Consider the following 18,751-nt stretch of genomic DNA (forward strand, 5'->3'; position numbering starts at 1 on the left):
ACGTCCTTAATGAATTTTGCTGCCCAGGGTCACCACGCCGTCCGCTTTTTCGCGGCCCAGCCAACTGGTCCAACCGAGGCGACAGGCGTTCTGCTCACCGATGCGCAGTTCGCGGATTTCTTCCTGGCGCAGCACCAGGCGAATGTCGTAGTCGAGCGGGTCACGCAAGGTGAACCGCACCAGCGCGCAGAGCGGCTGGTAGCCGAAACCGATCGGCAAGAATTCATGGAATCGCTGCCAGTCGAGTTCGGTAATGTGAATGCGGAATTTGCCGCTGCGGTCGCGCACGTGTTCGCCCAGCACCAGGTCTTCGCCGAGCAGGCTGTTGGCGCGGCCCAAACGATTGCGCTGCTCCTCGAGAATTTCCACGCGGCGCTCGATGCACTGCTCGATGACCAGGTCTTCGTGCTTGAAGTAGTAACGCAGCACGGCTTCGATCAACGCCGCCGAGTGCGCCCGCAGGCTGAGCAGGCCGAGGTACGGCAGCAGGCGTTTCCAGTTGAGTTCCTTGGCCTTGCGGATCTCTTCGCCGCCCAGGCCGATCAGGGCAAACAGCTGCGCGGAGAACGGGTCGATCGCGCCGCTCTGGAAGCTCGCGCGGTAGCGGTACTTGCGCCAGATCGGCAGCATCAGCCGTTGCAGGCGATGGTGGAACAGATCAAGGAAATTGCGCGTCGGGTTGCCGTCCTCGCTGTCGCCCAAGGCCTGCTCGCCGTAGAACGCCGGCAACGGCGAACCGGAGCCGACCAGGCCGATCAGGTTGAAACGCACGCGCGCGCGCATCTTGCCGTGCTCTTCGAAAAACTCCACGCGATCGACGTCACTGCGCGGAAAGCCCAGGCTCGGGTTGGCCTGGAACTCGACCTGGTCGTACAGATCGTCTTCGCTCAGATGCGGGTGGGCCTCGCGCAGCCGGTCGATCACCAGCAGCACGGCCTGAAACAGCGAGTACTCGCGTATTACCTTGGTCAGCCCGCTTAAAGCAGGGGCTGCAGGCCCATACGTGGTGTCCATTGGTACACCTCTCCCTGTGTGCTTTTTACCCGCAGCTCATGGAATGAATTGAGACTGGCGTAAAGCGCGAAAAACTCGTTGAGAACCGAAGCGAAGACGAACAGGTCGCCTTCGCCGATATAGCCTTCCGGGTCGATGGTCAGTTCGGTGCGCAAACCGCGCACCGGCAGACCGCGATGCAGCCGGTCGACGTGATGATGTTTGATGTGCTTGAGGCCGCCGAGCAGGCGCTTGCTGACCTTCTCCGCGTGCTGGTCGTAGTAGCGCGGCAGGTCGTAGGTTTCCAGAATCACCTTCAACGCATTGACGTCCGCCAGCGACAGATAGTTAAGCGACATGTTGCTGATCAGCTTCCACAGGAAGTCACGGTTCAGCGGCGGCGCGAAACTCGGGGTGGCCGGGGTGATGTTGCGGAAGCTGAGGAATTCCGGGGTCTGCTCGCTGGCCATACAGATGTCGCCGAGCTTGAGCTTTTTCGGCAGGTTCTGGTTGGTACACATCAGCTCGATCGACAGGGTTTCGTGGGCTTCGGTGTGGCGAATGCCAAAGCTCAGGTAAGTGTCGAGGCCGTCGTGCAGCAGCGACGAACGCTGGCGGATGCTGTAATGCGGACGGCTGTTGGGCACGTCGAAACTCGGGTCGTGCTCGAAGGACTCGAACGGCACGTATTCCTGATAACCGAGACCGCCGGGTTTCCAGCCGGTCACGGTTTCCACCGAGAACACACCGCAGTTTTCCAGATCGAACTCCGCCGGCAGCAGCAGGTATTCGTCCTGCTTGCCGTCGAGACGGATCGGCAGTGCGTCGTGCTCGAACAGGTTCACAATCGGCGTGCAAAACAGCTTCACGTTGTCCAGGGTCGGACGCATCCGCATGATGCCGCTCTTGCGAATGTCGAAGCGCAATTCAAGACCGCGCATTTGCTTGAGCGTGTCTTCCGGCAACGCCTTGAGGATGTCGAGGCCGTTGACATCGACGAACAGGAATTTGTCCTGGAAGGCGAAGTATTCCTGCAAATAGCGATAGCCACGGAAGGTGTTCAGCGGATACGGGATCAGCGCCTCTTCTTCGGCAAAACCCACCGGTTTCACCCGGTCGCCGGGAATCTTGAACGCCATCGGCTTGCCGCTGACGCCATCGATCGGCTGGCCGGCGCCGTCGAGCGGGATCAACTCGATGCCGTCGAGGTTGCGCAGCAGGCTCAGGTACAACATCTGGCTGATGTAGCGCTCACCGGCAAAGTGCAGGCGCAGTTTGCTCAGCTCCAGTTCGCCGAGATGGCCGTCGGCACTCATTTCCAGGCGCAGGCTGAGCAACGAGCCATCGCCCTTCACCGAGTAATTCAGCGCGGCCAGATCCAGCGGCAGCACTTCGGTCGGGTAGCAGGTGCGGAAGCGGCAACGCACGTCTTCGATCGGCTTGCTCTCGACCGGCGTATCGCGCTCAACCAGCAGCGCCGGCCCGGAACGCTTGAGCGGATCGAACTGCAGAATGCTGAACGCCGGCAGCGGGCGCATGTAGTTAGGCCACAGCAGTTGCATCAGCGAATGACTGAGCTCCGGCAGCTCGTCATCGAGCTTCTGCCGCAGGCGCCCGGTCAGAAACGCAAAGCCTTCCAGCAACCGCTCCACATCCGGATCCCGCCCGGCCTGCCCCAGATACGGCGCCAGCGCCGGACTACGCTCGGCGAAACGGCGACCGAGCTGGCGCAGTGCGGTGAGTTCGCTTTGGTAGTAGTGGTTAAAGGACACGGGTTACCTGCCTGATAGTGGAACTCATCAAAAAAATATCCTGTAGAGCGCGACGGTGAGCCCGGACACTACGCAGCCTACGATGAGCAAGGTCGGAACATATGCCAGCCATTCGATCAGCATCGTGCCCTTGATGGGTTGACCACTGAGTCCTTGCGCCAATCGCGAAAGCATCCAGTTGGCGGCGTAAAAAGGCATGAAGATCAGCGGCCCGAGCCAAATTCGATTAATTACCTGCTGCTCAGGCTTATTCCGCAGGAGGCGCATTTCCAGGCTCGCAAAAGCAATGTAGGCAGGAACTCCAAGAATCATTCCTAAGGTTTCAAAATTCAGAGCAACGGAAGACTGCTCATTCAGATGGTCATTCAGGACCATGAGCGAGAGAACAACCAGCGGAAACCACAGAGCTGCCACGAGTAATCGACGACCTCCTGAGCTCAAATATTGAACATTGGGATTCTTCCATGCCCCATACATATTCATTCCTCACCGCTTTCTAACGGTGCGCATGCTGGAATATTCCAGCCTTCATAGCCTGATGAAGTTGGATAGATCGCATGACCATTGACCCATTGCGAGCGTTCGTCTGTCGTGAATTCACTTTGCCAGAGAAGCCACTCGGAGGACTTCAGCAACTTACCTTCACTGTTATACACACGAAAAAAAGCCTCACTTGTAAAAAGCTTCACCAACTTCCCAGCAACACCAAAACTCGAATACCTAGGAATATATGAGTTTATATAGCAAGTCTTTGAATCATTCCATTTTGTCGAATAAATCTCTGCCGCTTCGGCAGCACTCCGCTTTATATAAAGCCAAACAAAAATAGGTGTTCCCACCACCAATAAAAATAACAAGATTTTCGAAGGCGCCTTCATAATCACCTCGACCCTGAGCGAGAAAGATATTCGTCAAAATCGATTGGCCCAAGGTGAATGATAAACGAGACGTCATATAATTTAACGTCCGTATAGATCATGAAATCGCCACCCCTGCCGTGCAACTTGCGATACTCATTAAACTTTCCATTCGTCACCTTATAGTATCCGACCCCGCCCTTTTCGATCAGCTTCGGCTCGGTGACATAATCAATTGGTCCAGGCCTGATGACGCCCTCTTCCGACCAATAGCCCAGCAGTTGATCATCCCCAGCATTGAGAAAATCATATGTATCTCGGACATAAAGTCCGATCTGTTCGATCTCTATTGCCGGAAAGCCATGATCATTTGAAATTGTCCGAAATTTTGTAGCTGCAACCTTAACGACAAAGGTTCCTAGCGCGCCGTAGACATCGTCCAGAGCATCGGTGGCTTTTTCCCAGTCTGTAGCCCCGAATCTAATCAAGTTAAACTGCGATATTTCTTCGAGTTCCAGCGCTGTTTTATCGCTATAATCCAAATAAGCGCTTTTCAACTTCTTTACTTTAGCGTCTAGCAACCCGAGCCGTTGAAGGCGAGTCATTAATACGATGAGGCCCTTGGAGAGCTCGTCCAGAGAGCCTTTTAATCTACCGACGCTACTATTAAATTCTGACGATGATGATAGCGCCGCAACGAACTCATCAACTTTTGGCTTTACTCGTTTCGACCCTGAAAACAGCCAATCAAATGGTATATCTGTAAGAAGCTTTTCCGCACTTAATGTGCTCGCTGCAAGATCGCCCTGCTTGACAGACTTTGACAATTCATAAGGCTCGCCAGCAAACCATTTACGCATGACACGAGCAGATACCGCCCACCCCAACTTATCCATAACCACTGGAATTGAAGAAATCTGAAAGTCCTTTACCTGAACACTTTGACCTTCTTTATTTGCAGCGGGTGTCAGTGCAGTTGTGATAGGGGCTGGCATAAAAATCAGTCTCAGGAAATGGCTATCGAGTCTTGAGGATCCAAAAACAAAGTGACCCCTTCAGCGATGGAGGAGCCGATTACCGAGGTTTTGCCTTCACTGTCCGTTACACCCGTAAGCTCTTTTCCCGATTCCGTACGGATGGTGTATCCGCGATTAGCTACCGGCGCGCCTGTCTCGGGATCAGTAACAACGAAGTGCTCCGTAAACGGCCACTTAATCTCCACCGGCAACGGCGGCACAAACGGCGCTGGCGAATGCGAATTCCCGATGATCACCGTCCCGGACCCCGCCGTGACCTTGTTGCCGTGAGATCCAACCGAACCTACGGTCGCAGCCGGTTTGCCGTTGATCAAAACGGTAGTGGCAAGGTCGCCGACCAGCGCACCACCACACGCCGAGGCATCGCCTTGGCGGGCGGCCGCGAGGCCGTCGAAGAACACGTCGCCGGAACCGGCGGCGATCGGGTTCGTACCGTGGCCTGGAAGTGGGCAAGCGGTAGGGTCGGATACGCGTGCTGCGGGTTTGCCAGACATCGGGGATCTCCTTAGGTGACCTTGACTTGACCGCTGCCATCCAGGCGCGCGGAAAAACTGACCTGACGCTTGAAACCCTCGATTTCCAGCAGGCCTTCGATACTGAAGGCCAGGCGGAGCTGATCGTGGTCACGCGGCAGGGAAATGACACGCACGTTGCTCAGGCGCGGCTCGTAGGCTTCGATGAAGCTTTCGATGGCCAGGCGGGCCTGACTCAGCGAGTCGTGCAGGCTCAGGCGCATGTCATTGAGATCGGGCAACCCGTAGTCGGCCAGCGTTTGCACGCTGCCGGCCCGGGTGCTGAGCATTTTGGCCAGATGGGCAGCCACCGACGTCATGGCGCAAACCTCGAGGCTCTTGCCATTGCGTAGTTGTGCGTCGCCATTGAGGCGTTCGAACAGGCTGCCGTATCCGTCCATGAGTCGCTCTTACTCTTTGTCCAGCTTGCCAACCAGCGACAGGGTGAAATCGGCACCCATGTACTTGAAGTGCGGACGCACGTTCAAGCTCACGCGGTACCAGCCCGGCTCGCCTTCAACGTCGCTGACGATCACTTGCGCAGCGCGCAGCGGACGACGGCCACGGACTTCGGCGCTCGGGTTTTCCTGGTCGGCAACGTACTGACGGATCCACTTGTTCAGTTCCAGCTCGAGGTCGGTACGCTCTTTCCACGAACCGAGTTGCTCGCGCTGCAGCACTTTCAAGTAGTGAGCCAGGCGGTTGACGATCATCATGTACGGCAGCTGGGTGCCGAGCTTGTAGTTCAGCTCAGCGGCCTTGCCTTCTGCGCTGATGCCGAAGAACTTCGGTTTCTGCACCGAGCTGGCGGAGAAGAACGCCGCGTTGTCGGAGCCTTTGCGCATGGTCAGGGAGATGAAGCCTTCCTCGGCCAGTTCGTATTCACGACGGTCGGAAACCAATACTTCGGTAGGAATCTTGGTTTCGATTTCGCCCATGCTTTCGAAGTGGTGCAACGGCAGGTCTTCAACCGCGCCACCGCTCTGCGGGCCGATGATGTTCGGGCACCAGCGGAATTTGGCGAAGCTGTCGGTCAGCTTGGTGCCGAACGCGTAGGCCGTGTTGCCCCACAGGTAGTGCTCGTGGCTGTTGGCAACGGTTTCCTTGTACACGAACGATTTGACCGGGTTTTCTTCCGGGTCGTACGGGTTACGCAGCAGAAAACGCGGAACGGTCAAACCAACGTAGCGCGAGTCTTCCGAGGTACGGAAGCTCTGCCATTTGGCGAATTGCGGGCCTTCGAAGTGGTCTTTCAGATCTTTCAGATCCGGCAGGCCGGTGAAGCTTTCCAGACCGAAGAATTTCGGGCCGGCCGCAGCGATGAACGGCGCATGGGACATGCACGAAACGCTGGCCACGTACTGCATCAGCTTGACGTCTGGCGAGCTTGGCGACATGTAGTAGTTGGCAATGATCGCGCCAACCGGCTGACCACCGAACTGGCCGTATTCAGCGGTGTAGATGTGCTTGTACAGACCCGACTGCATGACTTCCGGCGAGTCTTCGAAATCGTCCAGCAGGTCTTCTTTGGAGACGTTGAGGATTTCGATCTTGATGTTTTCGCGGAAGTTGGTGCGGTCGACCAGCAACTGCAGGCCACGCCACGACGATTCCAGCGCCTGGAAATCCGGGTGGTGCAGGATCTCGTCCATCTGACGGCTGAGCTTGGCATCGATCTCGGCGATCATGCGGTCAACCATGGCTTTCTTGACCGGCTCACCGTTGTTCTGCGGCTTGAGCAGCTCTTCGATGAACGCCGACACGCCACGCTTGGCAATATCGTAGGCTTCGTCGTCAGGCGTCAGACGGGTTTCGGCGATGATGCTGTCGAGAATGCTGTATTCGCCGCTGGCGGCGCTCTTCTCTTGTGCTGCGCTAGTGCTCATTGTGTTGGCTTCCTTGGCTACTGGAGTCTCAAGCGTCCGGGGCTGCGGCGTTCAGGCCCAGCTCACCGAGTACGCGACCGCGGGATTCGTCGTCAGCGAGCACGCCTTCGATGGCTTTACGGAAAGCAGGTGCGTTACCCAGCGGGCCTTTGAGGGCCACCAGCGCGTCGCGCAGTTCCATCAGCTTTTTCAGCTCAGGCACTTGCTCGACCAGGCTGGCCGGGTTGAAGTCCTTCATCGAATTGACGCGCAATTGCACGGCCAGCTCGTCGGCCTCGCCATCTTCCTGCAGACGGTTCGGCACGCTCAGCGTCAGACCCAGCTCTTGCTTGGCCAACACTTCGTCGAAGGTCATCTTGTCGATGCTGATCGGCTTGCGATCTTCGATTTTGCGATCGTCCTTGCGGTGGGTGTAGTCACCGATTGCCAGCAGCTTCAGCGGCAGTTCAATCTCTTCCTGAGCACCGCCGGTGGCGGGTTTGAAGGTGACGTTGATGCGTTCCTTGGGGGCTACCGAGCCTTCTTTGGCCATGGCTTTTCTCCTTGCGGTTGTGGCCCTGGGGCCTATTCGAGTACCACTTCGAGGTCGAGGTGGCACAGCCTGCGATAAATCTCTTCCTTGCGTTCACGTACGGCATGGTTCTGCGGCAACAACTCGCAGCAACTGTGCAGCAGGTGCAGCACTTGCAATGCAAGATCGGGCTCCCAGGCGTGCAGGCCTGAGTCCAGTAATGTCTGATCGAGGGTTTCCAGCTGGTTTTTGGCCAGTTCGTATTTCTTGGCCAGGAAGCACAGCCGCGCGAGGGCGAACTGCCAGAAGAAGCGTTCGCGGCCACCGTGGGCCGATTGCAGACCCTGCTTGAGGATCTGCACGGCAGGCTTCAAACCTTCCTTGCGCAGAATCGGCTGGACATCCTCGAGGGCTTTTTCCCAGGCCGGCTGGGTTTCGACGTTCTCGCTTTCGACCTTGCGCGGCGCGCTGGCGCTTTGCAGGTGCGGCATGACGTTGGCGGCGATCCACGCCCGGGTGGACGGATCGGCAAACGGCGCGCCGTCATGGAAGCGCAACTCGATGATGCCCGGCAGGCGCTGAATCAAAAGCGCGAAGTGGATTTCCACTTCGCGCATGGCCAGCTCGGCGTTGAGGTTCTGGAGACATTCCCAGACCATCCTCTGGCCATCGAACCAGAACGGCGCCTTCGCCAGGCTCGCCTCCAGTTCCACCAGCAGGTCGGCATATTTGCCCTGATCGAAACGGTCCTGATAGAGCTTGAGCTTTTCCAGCGGCAGGCCGCGCAACACGGTGATCTGCTCCGCGTTACGCTCGGGCACCGCGTCGATGGTCATCCACAGCAGCGTACGGTTCAGGCGCAGGGCGCGCAGGTCGGTGGCCTTCTGTTTCAGCCACCAGGCACACAGTGGGCGGGCGCTCTCCTGCTGGGCGCGCAGGGCTTTGTGCGCATCGCGTTCGTTGTCGATTGGCGCGCCAGGGGTCAGCAACTGGCTCGCCGCCTGCTTGACCTGCGCCACCGCCGCGCCGACCACGCCGGGGGCCGGCTGGTTGTCGGCGGCGCGCTGGATCATGGTCTTCAGGCGGCGGGAGATCGGCAGCAGCAGCGGCGCGTCATCGCCCAGATGTTCAGTACACGCCGCCTCAAGGCCGGCCAGGTGCTCGGAGAGCTGCCGGAACATCGGCAACTGCTCTTTGATCGCAATGTTTTCGGTGATGACCTGCTCGAGACGCGGCACCAGCCAGCCGATTGCGGCGGCACGGGTGCGGGGTTTGAGCGGGTGAACGTCGGCCCAGTGATTTTCCGACAAATGGTGCAACAGACCGAGGCCGGCGAGCAGCCCGGGGAAGGATTCACGCTGGTACAGCGACCAGGTCAGCCAGGCGCCGACACGCAGATCCTTGGACTGGGTACGCAGCAGATTTTCGCTGTTTTCGCGGATTTTCAGCCAGTCGATCTGCCCGCTTTCGTGCATCGACGAAGCCTTGGCCAGCTCACTTTCCAGCGCCTCGAATTCGCTCGAAAAACGAACGTCTTCGCCCGCGAAATTCTCTTTGGAAACAGAGAGTTTGGCGAGTTCGAGGTAATGGGCGGAAAGTTTGCTTGAGTAGGACATCCATGGCCTTTATTAAGGATTACAGTCATGCGCGCAAAGGGAGTTGCAGCGACGCGGGACAGTATCGAAGAGCAGTTATGCGACTCATCCAATTGAGATGTGCTCTTTCAAGTGGGCGCATCGTAATCACAATGATGGCCACTAGCAAGCATCCGATTAAACAACAAGACGAAGTGTTCTTTGTTTGTTGTAGGAGGTTTCCCTATATTCCGTCAGGGAATCCCCTACCCCCATTTTTTAAGCCGATCGACCCGGAGGATGCCTGAAAAGCCTGATTTAGAGCTGGCGTACCAAATCCATGAGACATACGGAAAAACGGCAATCAGGATCCGGGCAGAGCATGACGGTATTTGCAAAATCCGGATGTAGGATGATTCCGAAAGATTTCGGTATTGTTTCAACAAAACGCGGCGAGACAATCGATAACTATAAAAGTGCCATCATTATGATGGCCTTTATATATACGCGTATTTCGAACGCATCTGGCGACGGCGAATAACCCACCGATGCGTCGCTGGGTATAAAGGGCAGAACAGTGACTGCATGTCTGGCTTAATCCGCACACATAAAAAATGGGCATTCGACCGCAATCGATATGCCCATTTTTCCTTGCGGTTCTCCCCGTCCGGGGAGTACGCCGCAATTATGGATTAACGCTGTCTTTCAACGATTTGCCTGGCTTGAACGCCACGGTGTTGCTGGCCTTGATCTTGACCGGTTCGCCGGTTTGCGGGTTTTTGCCGGTGCGGGCACCGCGGTGGCGTTGCAGGAAGGTGCCGAAGCCGACCAGCGTCACGCTGTCCTTGCGGTGCAGGGCGCCGGTGATTTCTTCGAGGACGGCGTTGAGGACGCGGTTGGCCTGTTCTTTGGTCAGGTCTGCTTTTTCAGCGATTGCAGCGGCGAGTTCTGGTTTACGCATTAGTGAAGCCCCTTTGACGGTTTTTTGTTGTTATGTCCGTGCTGTTCTCGTTGGAACAGCGCCCAAGGCGCCGCAGGCTCTACTCTGCGGCAGACGGGAGTGAGAATGGCACGCCGCCAACGGCGGCGCCAGTCTCCCCACGACCTTTGTCGGGGCAAAAGAGCGGCGATTGCGACAGAACGGCTGGTATTTACGCCAGCAGCGGCGGAAGCTGTTTGTTCAGGGCCAGTTTTTCCATGACCGCTGCACCGGTCAGGGCATAACCGAGCAATTGTCCGTCGGCGCTGTGGCACAGAACCTTGATATCGGCGCCCTGCCCTTCAACGCTCCAGACGCCTTCGCTGCCCCGTGGCGGCGGCGACACCACCAGCGGACACACCGGGGTTTTCACGGTGATCGGCATCGGGCCGTAGCTCACCGCCGTAGGGTTTCCCGCCAGGGTTTGCGCCAGCGCACGTGCGCAGCTCATCAGCGGCATCACGTAGAGCAGATTGAGCCCGTCGACTTCGGCGCAATCGCCCAAGGCGAAGATGTTGGCGTGGGAGGTTTTCAGGTAGCGATCAACCGCCACGCCCCGATTGACCTGCACGCCGGCCGCCGCTGCCAGATCAATACGTGGACGCAGGCCGATCGCCGAGACCACCACGTCGCACGGGATGACCTGACCGTCGGACAGATGCGCTTCCAGACCGTCGGCGACTTTCTGCAGACGGGTCAGCACCGGGCCGAGGTGAAACTTCGCCCCGATACTTTCCAACCCGGCCTGCACGGCCGCCGCCGCAGCGGGATGCAGCAGCATCGGCATGACTTGTTCGCACGGCGCGACCAGTTGCACCTCGTAGCCACCGAGAATCAAGTCATTGGCGAATTCACAGCCGATCAGCCCGGCCCCGAGCAACAGCACCCGGCGCTTGCCCGCCGCTGCAGCACGGAAGCGCGCGTAGTCTTCGAGATCGTTGATCGGGAACACCCGGTCAGCGCCATCGCCTTCGATCGGCACGCGTACGGTTTCCGCGCCCCAGGCGAGAATCAGGTCGCGATAGGGTACGGCTTCTTCGCCGATCCACAGGCGTTTGTGGCCGGCGTCGATGCCGCTGATGCGCGTGTGCGTGCGTACTTCGGCGTTCAACTGCTCGGCCATGGCGCCGGGTTCGGCCATGCTCAGGCCGTCGGCGTCCTTGTTCTTACCGAAACCGGTGGAGAGCATCGGCTTGGAGTAAGAGCGGCCGTCATCGGCGGTAACCAACAGCAGCGGGGTTTCGCTGTCGAGCTTGCGAAACTCCCGGGCCAGGTTGTAGCCCGCAAGCCCGGTGCCGATGATGACGACTGGTGCGCTCATGCCTTACTCCTCTGTTTTGCTTAGTTGATTTCGATCATTTCGAAGTCCATTTTGCCGACGCCGCAGTCGGGGCACAGCCAGTCTGCCGGTACGTCTTCCCAGCGGGTGCCCGGCGCGATGCCGTCATCCGGCCAGCCGTCGGCTTCGTTATAGATCAGGCCGCAGACGATACATTGCCACTTCTTCATTCAGGTACATCCTCAGGGTTCAGGCGTAGTGCCGGCGCGGACGGTCGATGGGTGTTGCGCTGCCATCCGGCTCAGGGCGTTTTGTACTGAGGGTGCCGGGCAGATGCAAGCCTGTTCGGCGCAATGGCGGCCGGCGCCGATCAATATCGTGATCTGCCATGGTAAGCTCGCCGCCTCATTTGCGGCCAATAATGACTCATTGTGCAACATTCAAATGCCTGCCCCGCCCCGCTCTGGCTGACCCAAAACCGCCTGACGCCCTGCCCCGATTCGTTGACCCTCGACTGGTTGTTCGACGAAGGTTCGCTGACCCGTCGCCTGACCCGTTTGTCCAACGATGGCTTCAGCGTGTCGCCGTTGTTTGAAGGCTGGGACACCCTGCGCGCCGATGAATGCGCAGCGCTGGAACTGGCCGAAGGCAGCGAAGGCTGGGTGCGCGAGGTGTATTTACGCGGTCATGGCGAGGCTTGGGTGTTTGCCCGCAGCGTCGCTTCACGCGCGGCCTTGCAGGGCGACGGCCTGCACATGGACGAACTGGGCAGCCGATCGCTGGGCGAATTGCTGTTTTGCGATCAGGCGTTCCAGCGCCGCGCCATCGAAGTTTGCCACTACCCTGAACAATGGTTGCCGCCCGCCGACCGAGCACCCGAGCTGTGGGGCCGGCGTTCGCGTTTCGACCGTGGCGCGCTGAGCGTCCTGGTCGCGGAAATTTTCCTGCCGAGCCTGTGGCGCGCCGCCCGCGCCCATCCGGAGAACTGCTGATGTATCAGAGCCTGCTCAAGTCGCTGAACCGCTTGAACCCGCGCGCCTGGGATTTCATTCAGTTGACGCGCATGGACAAGCCGATCGGCATTTATCTGCTGCTGTGGCCAACGCTGTGGGCGCTGTGGATTGCCGGCAAAGGCTCGCCGTCGCTGGCCAACGTCGCCATCTTCGTCCTCGGCGTGGTGCTGACCCGTGCCGGCGGCTGCGTGATCAACGACTGGGCTGATCGCAAGGTCGACGGCCACGTCAAACGCACCGCGCAACGGCCGTTGGCCAGCGGCAAGATCAGCTCGAAGGAAGCACTGGTGTTCTTCGCGGTGCTCATGGGCATCAGTTTTCTGCTGGTGTTGTGCACCAATGCACCGACCATCTGGTTGTCGCTGGGCGGGCTGGCGCTGGCGTTCACCTACCCGTTCATGAAGCGCTACACCTATTACCCGCAGGTGGTGCTCGGCGCGGCGTTTTCCTGGGGCATGCCGATGGCGTTCACCGCCGAGACCGGCGAGCTGCCGGCGGCGGCGTGGCTGCTGTGGATCGCCAACCTGCTGTGGACGGTGGGTTACGACACCTATTACGCGATGACCGATCGTGATGACGATTTGAAGATTGGCGTGAAGTCCACGGCGATTCTGTTCGGCGAGGCGGACCGGGTGATCATCCTGACCTTGCAGGCGCTGTCGCTCGGCTGCCTGATGCTGGCGGGGGCGAAGTTCGAGCTGGGCATGTGGTTCCACCTCGGCTTGCTGGTGGCGGCGGGCTGTTATGCGTGGGAGTTCTGGTACACGCGAGATCGCGACCGGATGCGTTGCTTCAAGGCGTTTTTGCACAACCACTGGGCGGGGTTGGCGATTTTTGTCGGGATTGTGCTGGATTACGCCCTGCGCTAAACGCATATCCTTGTAGCAGTGAGCCTGCTCGCGATAGCGGTGTATCAGTCGGCATTTTCGTTAGCTGACACACCGCTATCGCGAGCAGGCTCACTCCTACATGGGTGTGCGTTTATTTGGCTTTGGCGACTTTCCAGGCGCCGTCCATTTTGCCCTCGCCGGTCATGTCGCCGGCCTTCTTGTCCATGACGAAGGTGTACAGCGGCATGCCCTGGTAGGCCCACTGCTTGCTGCCATCGTCGCGCGTAATCACCGTCCAGTCGCCCATCGATTTATCGCCGACCTCAGCCATCAACGGCGGCCAGTTCGCCGCGCATTTGTCGTTGCAGGCAGACTTGCCAGCGGAATCCTTGGCGAATGTGTACAGGGTCATGCCCTTGTGGTCGGTGAACATGCCGTCCTTTTCCATCGCCGGATCGGCCGCCATGGCCAGTCCAGGCAGAGCCAGCGCAGCCGCCAGCAACAGTGCTTTCAAGCAAACAGTCATCTGAGTCATGGAAACCTTCCGGGGTGGTTGTCAGGTTCGGACTTAGAGCTTAGCCCAGGATCCCGATAATCGCCGTCCGACTAAAATACTGTCACACGACTGCAATAATTCCGTTATCTAATGCGGCGCAAGACAGTTAAATGACAAGAGGATTAAGGCATGGTTGGCAGGAGCATTCTGATCGTCGACGACGAAGCGCCCATTCGCGAAATGATCGCCGTTGCATTGGAGATGGCCGGCTATGACTGCCTCGAGGCAGAGAACTCGCAGCAGGCCCACGCCATCATCGTTGATCGCAAGCCGGACCTGATCCTGCTCGACTGGATGCTGCCCGGCACCTCCGGCATCGAGCTGGCCCGACGCCTCAAGCGTGACGAGCTGACCGGCGACATCCCGATCATCATGCTCACCGCCAAGGGCGAAGAGGACAACAAGATTCAGGGCCTGGAAGTCGGCGCCGACGATTACATCACCAAACCGTTCTCCCCGCGCGAGCTGGTCGCCCGCCTCAAAGCCGTGCTGCGCCGCGCCGGCCCGACCGATGGTGAAGCGCCGATCGAAGTCGGCGGCCTGTTGCTCGACCCGATCAGCCACCGCGTGACCATCGACGGCAAACCCGCCGAGATGGGCCCGACCGAATACCGTCTGCTGCAATTCTTCATGACCCACCAGGAACGCGCCTACACCCGTGGCCAATTGCTCGATCAGGTCTGGGGCGGCAACGTCTATGTTGAAGAACGCACCGTCGACGTGCACATCCGCCGCCTGCGCAAGGCCCTCGGCGATGCCTACGAAAATCTGGTACAAACCGTGCGCGGCACCGGCTACCGCTTCTCCACCAAAGCATAAAAAGCAGCTGCAAGTTTTCAGCTACAAGCGGCAAGAAACAGCGAGCCGCTCTGACTTGCAGCTTGTAGCTTGAAACTTGACGCTGCGGCTAAGGACGCCCCGTGAATCAAAACTGGCATGGCACTCTGATTCGCCACATGCTGTTGCTGGTCACCGCCTGCCTGGTGGTCGGCCTGATCAGCGGCTATTACGGCTGGAGCCTCGCCGCAGGTCTGGGTCTTTACCTGGCCTGGACGCTCAAGCAATTGCTGCGTCTGCACGAGTGGCTGCGCCAGCACCAACCCGACGAAGCACCGCCCGATGGTTACGGCCTGTGGGGCGAGGTGTTCGACAGCATCTATCACCTGCAACGCCGCGACCAGCGCGTACGCGGGCGTCTGCAAGCGGTGATCGACCGGGTGCAGGAGTCCACCGCCGCGCTGAAAGACGCGGTCATCATGCTCGACAGCGACGGCAACCTGGAATGGTGGAACCGCGCCGCGGAAACCCTGCTCGGCCTCAAGACCCCTCAGGACAGCGGCCAACCGGTGACCAACCTGGTGCGCCATCCGCGCTTCAAGGAATACTTCGAGCAGGACAACTTCGCCGAACCGCTGGAAATCCCCTCGCCGACCAATGATCGCGTGCGCATCCAGCTGTACCTGACCCGCTACGGCAACAATGAACACTTGATGCTGGTGCGCGATGTCACGCGGATACATCAGCTGGAACAGATGCGCAAGGACTTCATCGCCAACGTTTCTCACGAATTGCGCACACCGCTGACGGTGATCTGCGGCTATCTGGAAACCCTGCTCGACAATGTCGAAGAAGTGAATCCGCGCTGGAGCCGCGCCTTGCAACAGATGCAGCAACAGGGCGGGCGCATGCAGACGCTGCTCAATGACTTGCTGCTGCTGGCGAAACTGGAGGCCACCGATTACCCGTCGGACAACCAGCCCGTGCAGATCGACACGCTATTGCAGTCGATCACCAGCGACGCGCAGCAATTGTCCGGCGCGAAGAACCAGCACATCACGCTGCAAGCCAATGCCGGCGTGATGCTCAAGGGCAGCGAAGCGGAGTTGCGCAGCGCGTTTTCCAACCTGGTGTTCAACGCGGTCAAGTACACCCCGGCCGAGGGCAACATCCGCATTCGCTGGTGGGGCGACGAGCAGGGCGCGCACCTGAGCGTGCAGGATTCCGGGATCGGCATCGACAGCAAGCACCTGCCGCGCCTGACCGAACGCTTCTACCGCGTCGACTCGAGCCGCAACTCCAACACCGGCGGCACCGGCCTGGGCCTGGCCATCGTCAAACATGTGTTGCTGCGCCATCGCGCACGCATGGAGATCAGCAGCGTGCCCGGTCACGGCAGCACGTTCACCTGCCATTTCGCCCCGGCTCAGGTGGCCAGCACAAGGGCTATCAGCGCCGCCGAGTGATGCCGCCCGGCACACGCCACTAGGCAATTGCCCAGTCAGCCGCTACATTGGCTGACTTGTGCCTGCCTTTCAGGCGCTGTTTTCCCCTACTTTCGAATCACACGGAACCCGCAAAACTCCATCATGGACCCTTCCCCTGGCTTGTCCCTCGCTACGCTTTTCGCCGATTTCGGCATGATCCTTTTTGCTCTGATCCTGGTGTTGCTCAACGGCTTTTTCGTTGCGGCAGAATTTGCCATGGTCAAACTGCGCTCGACCCGGGTCGAGGCCATCGCTGAACAGCACGGCTGGCGCGGGCACATCCTGCGCACCGTGCACAGTCAGCTCGATGCCTACCTGTCGGCGTGCCAGCTCGGCATCACCCTCGCCTCCCTTGGCCTGGGCTGGGTCGGCGAACCGGCGTTTGCGCACATCCTCGAGCCGCTGTTGAGCGCGATCGGCGTCGACTCGCCCGAGATCATCAAAGGCGTGTCGTTCTTCACCGCGTTTTTCATCATTTCGTATCTGCACATCGTGGTGGGTGAACTGGCGCCGAAGTCGTGGGCGATCCGCAAGCCCGAGCTGCTGTCGCTGTGGACGGCGGTGCCGCTGTACCTGTTCTACTGGGCGATGTACCCGGCGATCTATCTGCTCAACGCCAGCGCCAACGCCATTTTGCGCATCGCCGGCCAAGGCGAGCCCGGTCCGCACCATGAACACCATTACAGCCGCGAAGAACTGAAACTGATTTTGCACTCCAGCCGTGGCCAGGATCCGAGCGATCAGGGCATGCGCGTATTGGCCTCGGCGGTGGAAATGGGCGAGCTGGAAGTGGTCGACTGGGCCAACTCCCGGGAAGACCTGATCACCCTGGAATTCAACGCGCCGCTGAAGGAAATCCTGGCGATGTTCCGTCGCCACAAGTTCAGCCGTTATCCGGTGTACGACAGCGAGCGCCAGGAGTTCGTCGGCCTGCTGCACATCAAGGATCTGCTGCTGGAACTGGCCGCCCTGGATCACATCCCCGAGTCGTTCAACCTGGCCGAACTGACCCGCCCGCTGGAGCGCGTGTCGCGGCACATGCCGCTGTCGCAACTGCTGGAGCAGTTCCGCAAGGGCGGCTCGCACTTCGCCGTGGTCGAGGAGGCTGACGGCAACATCATCGGCTACCTGACCATGGAAGACGTGCTGGAAGTGCTGGTCGGCGACATTCAGGACGAACACCGCAAGGCCGAACGCGGCATCCTGGCCTATCAGCCGGGCAAGCTGCTGGTGCGCGGTGATACGCCGCTGTTCAAGGTTGAGCGCCTGCTGGGCATCGATCTCGATCACATCGAAGCCGAGACCCTCGCCGGGCTGGTCTACGAAACCCTGAAAAGGGTGCCGGAAGAGGAAGAAGTGCTGGAAGTCGAAGGCCTGCGCATCATCATCAAAAAGATGAAAGGGCCGAAGATTGTGCTCGCCAAGGTGTTGATGCTGGATTGATCACGATTGCGGGGCAGCTTTTTGTGGCGAGGGAGCTTGCTCCCGCAGGGCTGTGAAGCGGCCCCAAACCCTGCAACCGCGTCGGATCAGATATACGCGGCACACCGGTTTTACGACTGCTGCGCAGCCGAGCGGGAGCAAGCTCCCTCGCCACAATTGATCTCCACTGCCTTTATTGTTTGCCCAACGCAAAGTTGGGCAACGCCCCCAGCGGCTGGTTGAACTGATACGGAATCGACACCAGCCCTTCCCCGGTATTGCGCTGCACCACAAAGTGCAGGTGCGGGCCGCTGCTGTTGCCGGTGTTGCCCGACAGCGCCAGCGGGCTGCCAACCTTCACGCGCTGACCTTCGCGCACGCTCACCGAACCCTGCTTGAGATGCAGGTACACGCCCATGGTGCCGTCATCGTGCAGGACCCGGACGAAATTGCCCGACGCATCGGTGCCGCGCCCGCTCTGTGAATTCTCGGTCTTTACCACCACCCCGGCCCGCGCGGCGATGATCGGCGTGCCCACCGGCATGGCGATGTCCATGGCATAGCGATTCTTCGGCCCGTAGTGGCTGTACTGGCCGTTGGCGCCCTGGCTCAGGCGAAACGGTCCACCACGCCAGGGCAACGGATAGCGATAGCTCTGCGCGGTGCCTGCGGGGTCACCCAGCGAATATTGGAACTGCGGCGAATACACCAGCGGCTTGTCACCGCTAATCGCCGTCAGCAGCGCCAGACGGGTATTGCTGCGCGCCGGTAGCACCCGGCGGATCGTTTTGGCCGGCGCGCCACGCACGTTGCTCATGCCGATAAAGGCCAGGGCAACCTCGACGGGTGCATACAGATCGTTGCGCGCAAACACCACGTCGACGCCTTTTTGCTTCTTGATGTCCAGGTACACCTGTCGCTCCAGGCGTTCGACCATGCGGTCCTGGAACACGAACACTTTCGCGCCTTTGCTCGGCTGGTCACTGTACGAGACCACGCCGTTGGCATCGGTGGATTTGTAGATGGTCATGGCCATCGCCAAGTGGGAGGCCAGGCAAAGACCACAGAAAAACAGCAGGCGCGCGAGCATGGGCAAAAGTCTGTCGAAGGGAGGCCTGGGAATCAGCCTAGCAGCTGAGACAGACCAGGCTAGTCGACAGATGTTTCAAATTGGCCAGCGCAGGAGATGCGCGGTGTTCTTTGACGACCCCTTCGCGAGCAGGCTCGCTCCCACATGTGAAATGCATTCCAGGGTGGGAGCGAGCC

Annotated in this window: 20 protein-coding genes; 5 read left to right on the top strand and 15 right to left on the bottom strand. The window is 59.4% G+C overall.

Annotated features, from left to right (window positions below; genetic code table 11):
* Window positions 1-6: 6 nt before the first annotated feature.
* The 13 genes from tssG to HU743_RS15820 form a co-directional block, all read right to left on the bottom strand.
* Window positions 7-1,014, bottom strand: coding sequence for a type VI secretion system baseplate subunit TssG (gene tssG / locus HU743_RS15760; protein WP_186649606.1), 1,008 nt, complete (start codon window positions 1,012-1,014; stop codon window positions 7-9).
* A complete protein-coding gene (tssF, locus tag HU743_RS15765) occupies window positions 978-2,765 on the bottom strand; it encodes a type VI secretion system baseplate subunit TssF (protein WP_186649608.1) in 1,788 nt (595 codons plus the stop codon). The genes tssG and tssF overlap by 37 nt, the downstream gene beginning before the upstream one ends.
* A 27-nt stretch (window positions 2,766-2,792) precedes the next feature.
* Window positions 2,793-3,248 carry a hypothetical protein gene (locus tag HU743_RS15770; RefSeq protein WP_186649610.1) on the bottom strand — a complete coding sequence of 152 codons (456 nt, stop codon included), beginning with the start codon at window positions 3,246-3,248 and terminating at the stop codon, window positions 2,793-2,795.
* Window positions 3,245-3,643 (bottom strand): hypothetical protein, encoded by a 399-nt coding sequence (locus HU743_RS15775; RefSeq protein WP_238351748.1) that lies wholly within the window; start codon window positions 3,641-3,643, stop codon window positions 3,245-3,247. The genes HU743_RS15770 and HU743_RS15775 overlap by 4 nt, the downstream gene beginning before the upstream one ends.
* Window positions 3,644-3,645: 2 nt before the next feature.
* A complete protein-coding gene (locus tag HU743_RS15780; protein WP_186649612.1) occupies window positions 3,646-4,617 on the bottom strand; it encodes a DUF6402 family protein in 972 nt (323 codons plus the stop codon).
* A gap of 11 nt (window positions 4,618-4,628) precedes the next feature.
* Complete coding sequence (locus HU743_RS15785) at window positions 4,629-5,153, bottom strand: PAAR domain-containing protein (RefSeq protein WP_186649614.1); 525 nt, start codon at window positions 5,151-5,153, stop codon at window positions 4,629-4,631.
* Between the two features lie 11 nt (window positions 5,154-5,164).
* Entirely contained in the window at window positions 5,165-5,572 is a 408-nt protein-coding gene (gene tssE / locus HU743_RS15790; protein ID WP_186649616.1) for a type VI secretion system baseplate subunit TssE, read from the bottom strand.
* A 9-nt stretch (window positions 5,573-5,581) separates the two neighbouring features.
* Window positions 5,582-7,057, bottom strand: a complete 1,476-nt coding sequence (tssC, locus tag HU743_RS15795) for a type VI secretion system contractile sheath large subunit (RefSeq protein ID WP_016772499.1) — start codon at window positions 7,055-7,057, stop codon at window positions 5,582-5,584.
* Window positions 7,058-7,085: 28 nt separating this feature from the next.
* Window positions 7,086-7,589, bottom strand: coding sequence for a type VI secretion system contractile sheath small subunit (gene tssB / locus HU743_RS15800; protein WP_003229587.1), 504 nt, complete (start codon window positions 7,587-7,589; stop codon window positions 7,086-7,088).
* A gap of 32 nt (window positions 7,590-7,621) precedes the next feature.
* The gene (gene tssA / locus HU743_RS15805; protein ID WP_186649618.1) at window positions 7,622-9,184 is read right to left on the bottom strand and encodes a type VI secretion system protein TssA; all 1,563 of its coding nucleotides are present in this window, start codon (window positions 9,182-9,184) and stop codon (window positions 7,622-7,624) included.
* A gap of 643 nt (window positions 9,185-9,827) precedes the next feature.
* Window positions 9,828-10,103, bottom strand: a complete 276-nt coding sequence (locus HU743_RS15810) for an HU family DNA-binding protein (RefSeq protein WP_003213368.1) — start codon at window positions 10,101-10,103, stop codon at window positions 9,828-9,830.
* A gap of 190 nt (window positions 10,104-10,293) precedes the next feature.
* Window positions 10,294-11,442 (bottom strand): FAD-dependent oxidoreductase, encoded by a 1,149-nt coding sequence (locus HU743_RS15815; RefSeq protein ID WP_186649621.1) that lies wholly within the window; start codon window positions 11,440-11,442, stop codon window positions 10,294-10,296.
* 20 nt (window positions 11,443-11,462) lie between these two features.
* Window positions 11,463-11,630, bottom strand: coding sequence for a rubredoxin (locus HU743_RS15820; protein ID WP_003177199.1), 168 nt, complete (start codon window positions 11,628-11,630; stop codon window positions 11,463-11,465).
* A 201-nt stretch (window positions 11,631-11,831) separates the two neighbouring features.
* On the opposite strand from HU743_RS15820, the gene HU743_RS15825 reads away from it, so the two are divergent.
* Window positions 11,832-12,392, top strand: coding sequence for a chorismate lyase (locus tag HU743_RS15825; protein WP_186619289.1), 561 nt, complete (start codon window positions 11,832-11,834; stop codon window positions 12,390-12,392).
* Complete coding sequence (ubiA, locus tag HU743_RS15830) at window positions 12,392-13,282, top strand: 4-hydroxybenzoate octaprenyltransferase (protein WP_186649622.1); 891 nt, start codon at window positions 12,392-12,394, stop codon at window positions 13,280-13,282. The genes HU743_RS15825 and ubiA overlap by 1 nt, the downstream gene beginning before the upstream one ends.
* Window positions 13,283-13,394: 112 nt before the next feature.
* Here the strand turns inward: ubiA and HU743_RS15835 are convergent, their stop codons facing one another.
* The gene (locus tag HU743_RS15835) at window positions 13,395-13,778 is read right to left on the bottom strand and encodes a hypothetical protein (protein ID WP_186649625.1); all 384 of its coding nucleotides are present in this window, start codon (window positions 13,776-13,778) and stop codon (window positions 13,395-13,397) included.
* Between the two features lie 150 nt (window positions 13,779-13,928).
* Between HU743_RS15835 and phoB the strand changes: the two genes are divergently transcribed.
* From phoB to HU743_RS15850, 3 genes are all read left to right on the top strand, one after another.
* Entirely contained in the window at window positions 13,929-14,618 is a 690-nt protein-coding gene (gene phoB / locus HU743_RS15840) for a phosphate regulon transcriptional regulator PhoB (protein ID WP_007896474.1), read from the top strand.
* A gap of 137 nt (window positions 14,619-14,755) precedes the next feature.
* Window positions 14,756-16,042 (top strand): phosphate regulon sensor histidine kinase PhoR, encoded by a 1,287-nt coding sequence (gene phoR / locus HU743_RS15845; RefSeq protein WP_189684900.1) that lies wholly within the window; start codon window positions 14,756-14,758, stop codon window positions 16,040-16,042.
* A 123-nt stretch (window positions 16,043-16,165) separates the two neighbouring features.
* Window positions 16,166-17,506: a hemolysin family protein gene (locus HU743_RS15850; RefSeq protein WP_186546126.1), complete on the top strand. Its 1,341-nt coding sequence runs from the start codon at window positions 16,166-16,168 to the stop codon at window positions 17,504-17,506.
* A 172-nt stretch (window positions 17,507-17,678) separates the two neighbouring features.
* On the opposite strand, the gene HU743_RS15855 is transcribed toward HU743_RS15850, so the two are convergent.
* Complete coding sequence (locus HU743_RS15855) at window positions 17,679-18,575, bottom strand: M23 family metallopeptidase (RefSeq protein ID WP_186619293.1); 897 nt, start codon at window positions 18,573-18,575, stop codon at window positions 17,679-17,681.
* Window positions 18,576-18,751: the final 176 nt, after the last annotated feature.

Origin of the sequence: Pseudomonas sp. SWRI99 (genome assembly GCF_014270125.1) — a bacterium.
Lineage (GTDB): Bacteria > Pseudomonadota > Gammaproteobacteria > Pseudomonadales > Pseudomonadaceae > Aquipseudomonas > Aquipseudomonas hamedanensis.

What these genes read in the sequence shown, in the direction of transcription:
- phoB (WP_007896474.1), top strand. Translation starts at nt 13,929, where the DNA reads ATGGTTGGCAGGAGCATTCTGATCGTCGACGACGAAGCGCCCATTCGC.
- tssB (WP_003229587.1), bottom strand. Translation starts at nt 7,589, where the DNA reads ATGGCCAAAGAAGGCTCGGTAGCCCCCAAGGAACGCATCAACGTCACC.
- HU743_RS15810 (WP_003213368.1), bottom strand. Translation starts at nt 10,103, where the DNA reads ATGCGTAAACCAGAACTCGCCGCTGCAATCGCTGAAAAAGCAGACCTG.
- HU743_RS15775 (WP_238351748.1), bottom strand. Translation starts at nt 3,643, where the DNA reads ATGAAGGCGCCTTCGAAAATCTTGTTATTTTTATTGGTGGTGGGAACA.
- HU743_RS15855 (WP_186619293.1), bottom strand. Translation starts at nt 18,575, where the DNA reads ATGCTCGCGCGCCTGCTGTTTTTCTGTGGTCTTTGCCTGGCCTCCCAC.
- phoR (WP_189684900.1), top strand. Translation starts at nt 14,756, where the DNA reads ATGCTGTTGCTGGTCACCGCCTGCCTGGTGGTCGGCCTGATCAGCGGC.
- HU743_RS15820 (WP_003177199.1), bottom strand. Translation starts at nt 11,630, where the DNA reads ATGAAGAAGTGGCAATGTATCGTCTGCGGCCTGATCTATAACGAAGCC.
- HU743_RS15850 (WP_186546126.1), top strand. Translation starts at nt 16,166, where the DNA reads ATGGACCCTTCCCCTGGCTTGTCCCTCGCTACGCTTTTCGCCGATTTC.
- HU743_RS15780 (WP_186649612.1), bottom strand. Translation starts at nt 4,617, where the DNA reads ATGCCAGCCCCTATCACAACTGCACTGACACCCGCTGCAAATAAAGAA.
- tssC (WP_016772499.1), bottom strand. Translation starts at nt 7,057, where the DNA reads ATGAGCACTAGCGCAGCACAAGAGAAGAGCGCCGCCAGCGGCGAATAC.
- tssG (WP_186649606.1), bottom strand. Translation starts at nt 1,014, where the DNA reads ATGGACACCACGTATGGGCCTGCAGCCCCTGCTTTAAGCGGGCTGACC.
- HU743_RS15835 (WP_186649625.1), bottom strand. Translation starts at nt 13,778, where the DNA reads ATGACTCAGATGACTGTTTGCTTGAAAGCACTGTTGCTGGCGGCTGCG.
- ubiA (WP_186649622.1), top strand. Translation starts at nt 12,392, where the DNA reads ATGTATCAGAGCCTGCTCAAGTCGCTGAACCGCTTGAACCCGCGCGCC.
- tssE (WP_186649616.1), bottom strand. Translation starts at nt 5,572, where the DNA reads ATGGACGGATACGGCAGCCTGTTCGAACGCCTCAATGGCGACGCACAA.
- HU743_RS15785 (WP_186649614.1), bottom strand. Translation starts at nt 5,153, where the DNA reads ATGTCTGGCAAACCCGCAGCACGCGTATCCGACCCTACCGCTTGCCCA.
- HU743_RS15770 (WP_186649610.1), bottom strand. Translation starts at nt 3,248, where the DNA reads ATGAATATGTATGGGGCATGGAAGAATCCCAATGTTCAATATTTGAGC.
- tssA (WP_186649618.1), bottom strand. Translation starts at nt 9,184, where the DNA reads ATGTCCTACTCAAGCAAACTTTCCGCCCATTACCTCGAACTCGCCAAA.
- HU743_RS15815 (WP_186649621.1), bottom strand. Translation starts at nt 11,442, where the DNA reads ATGAGCGCACCAGTCGTCATCATCGGCACCGGGCTTGCGGGCTACAAC.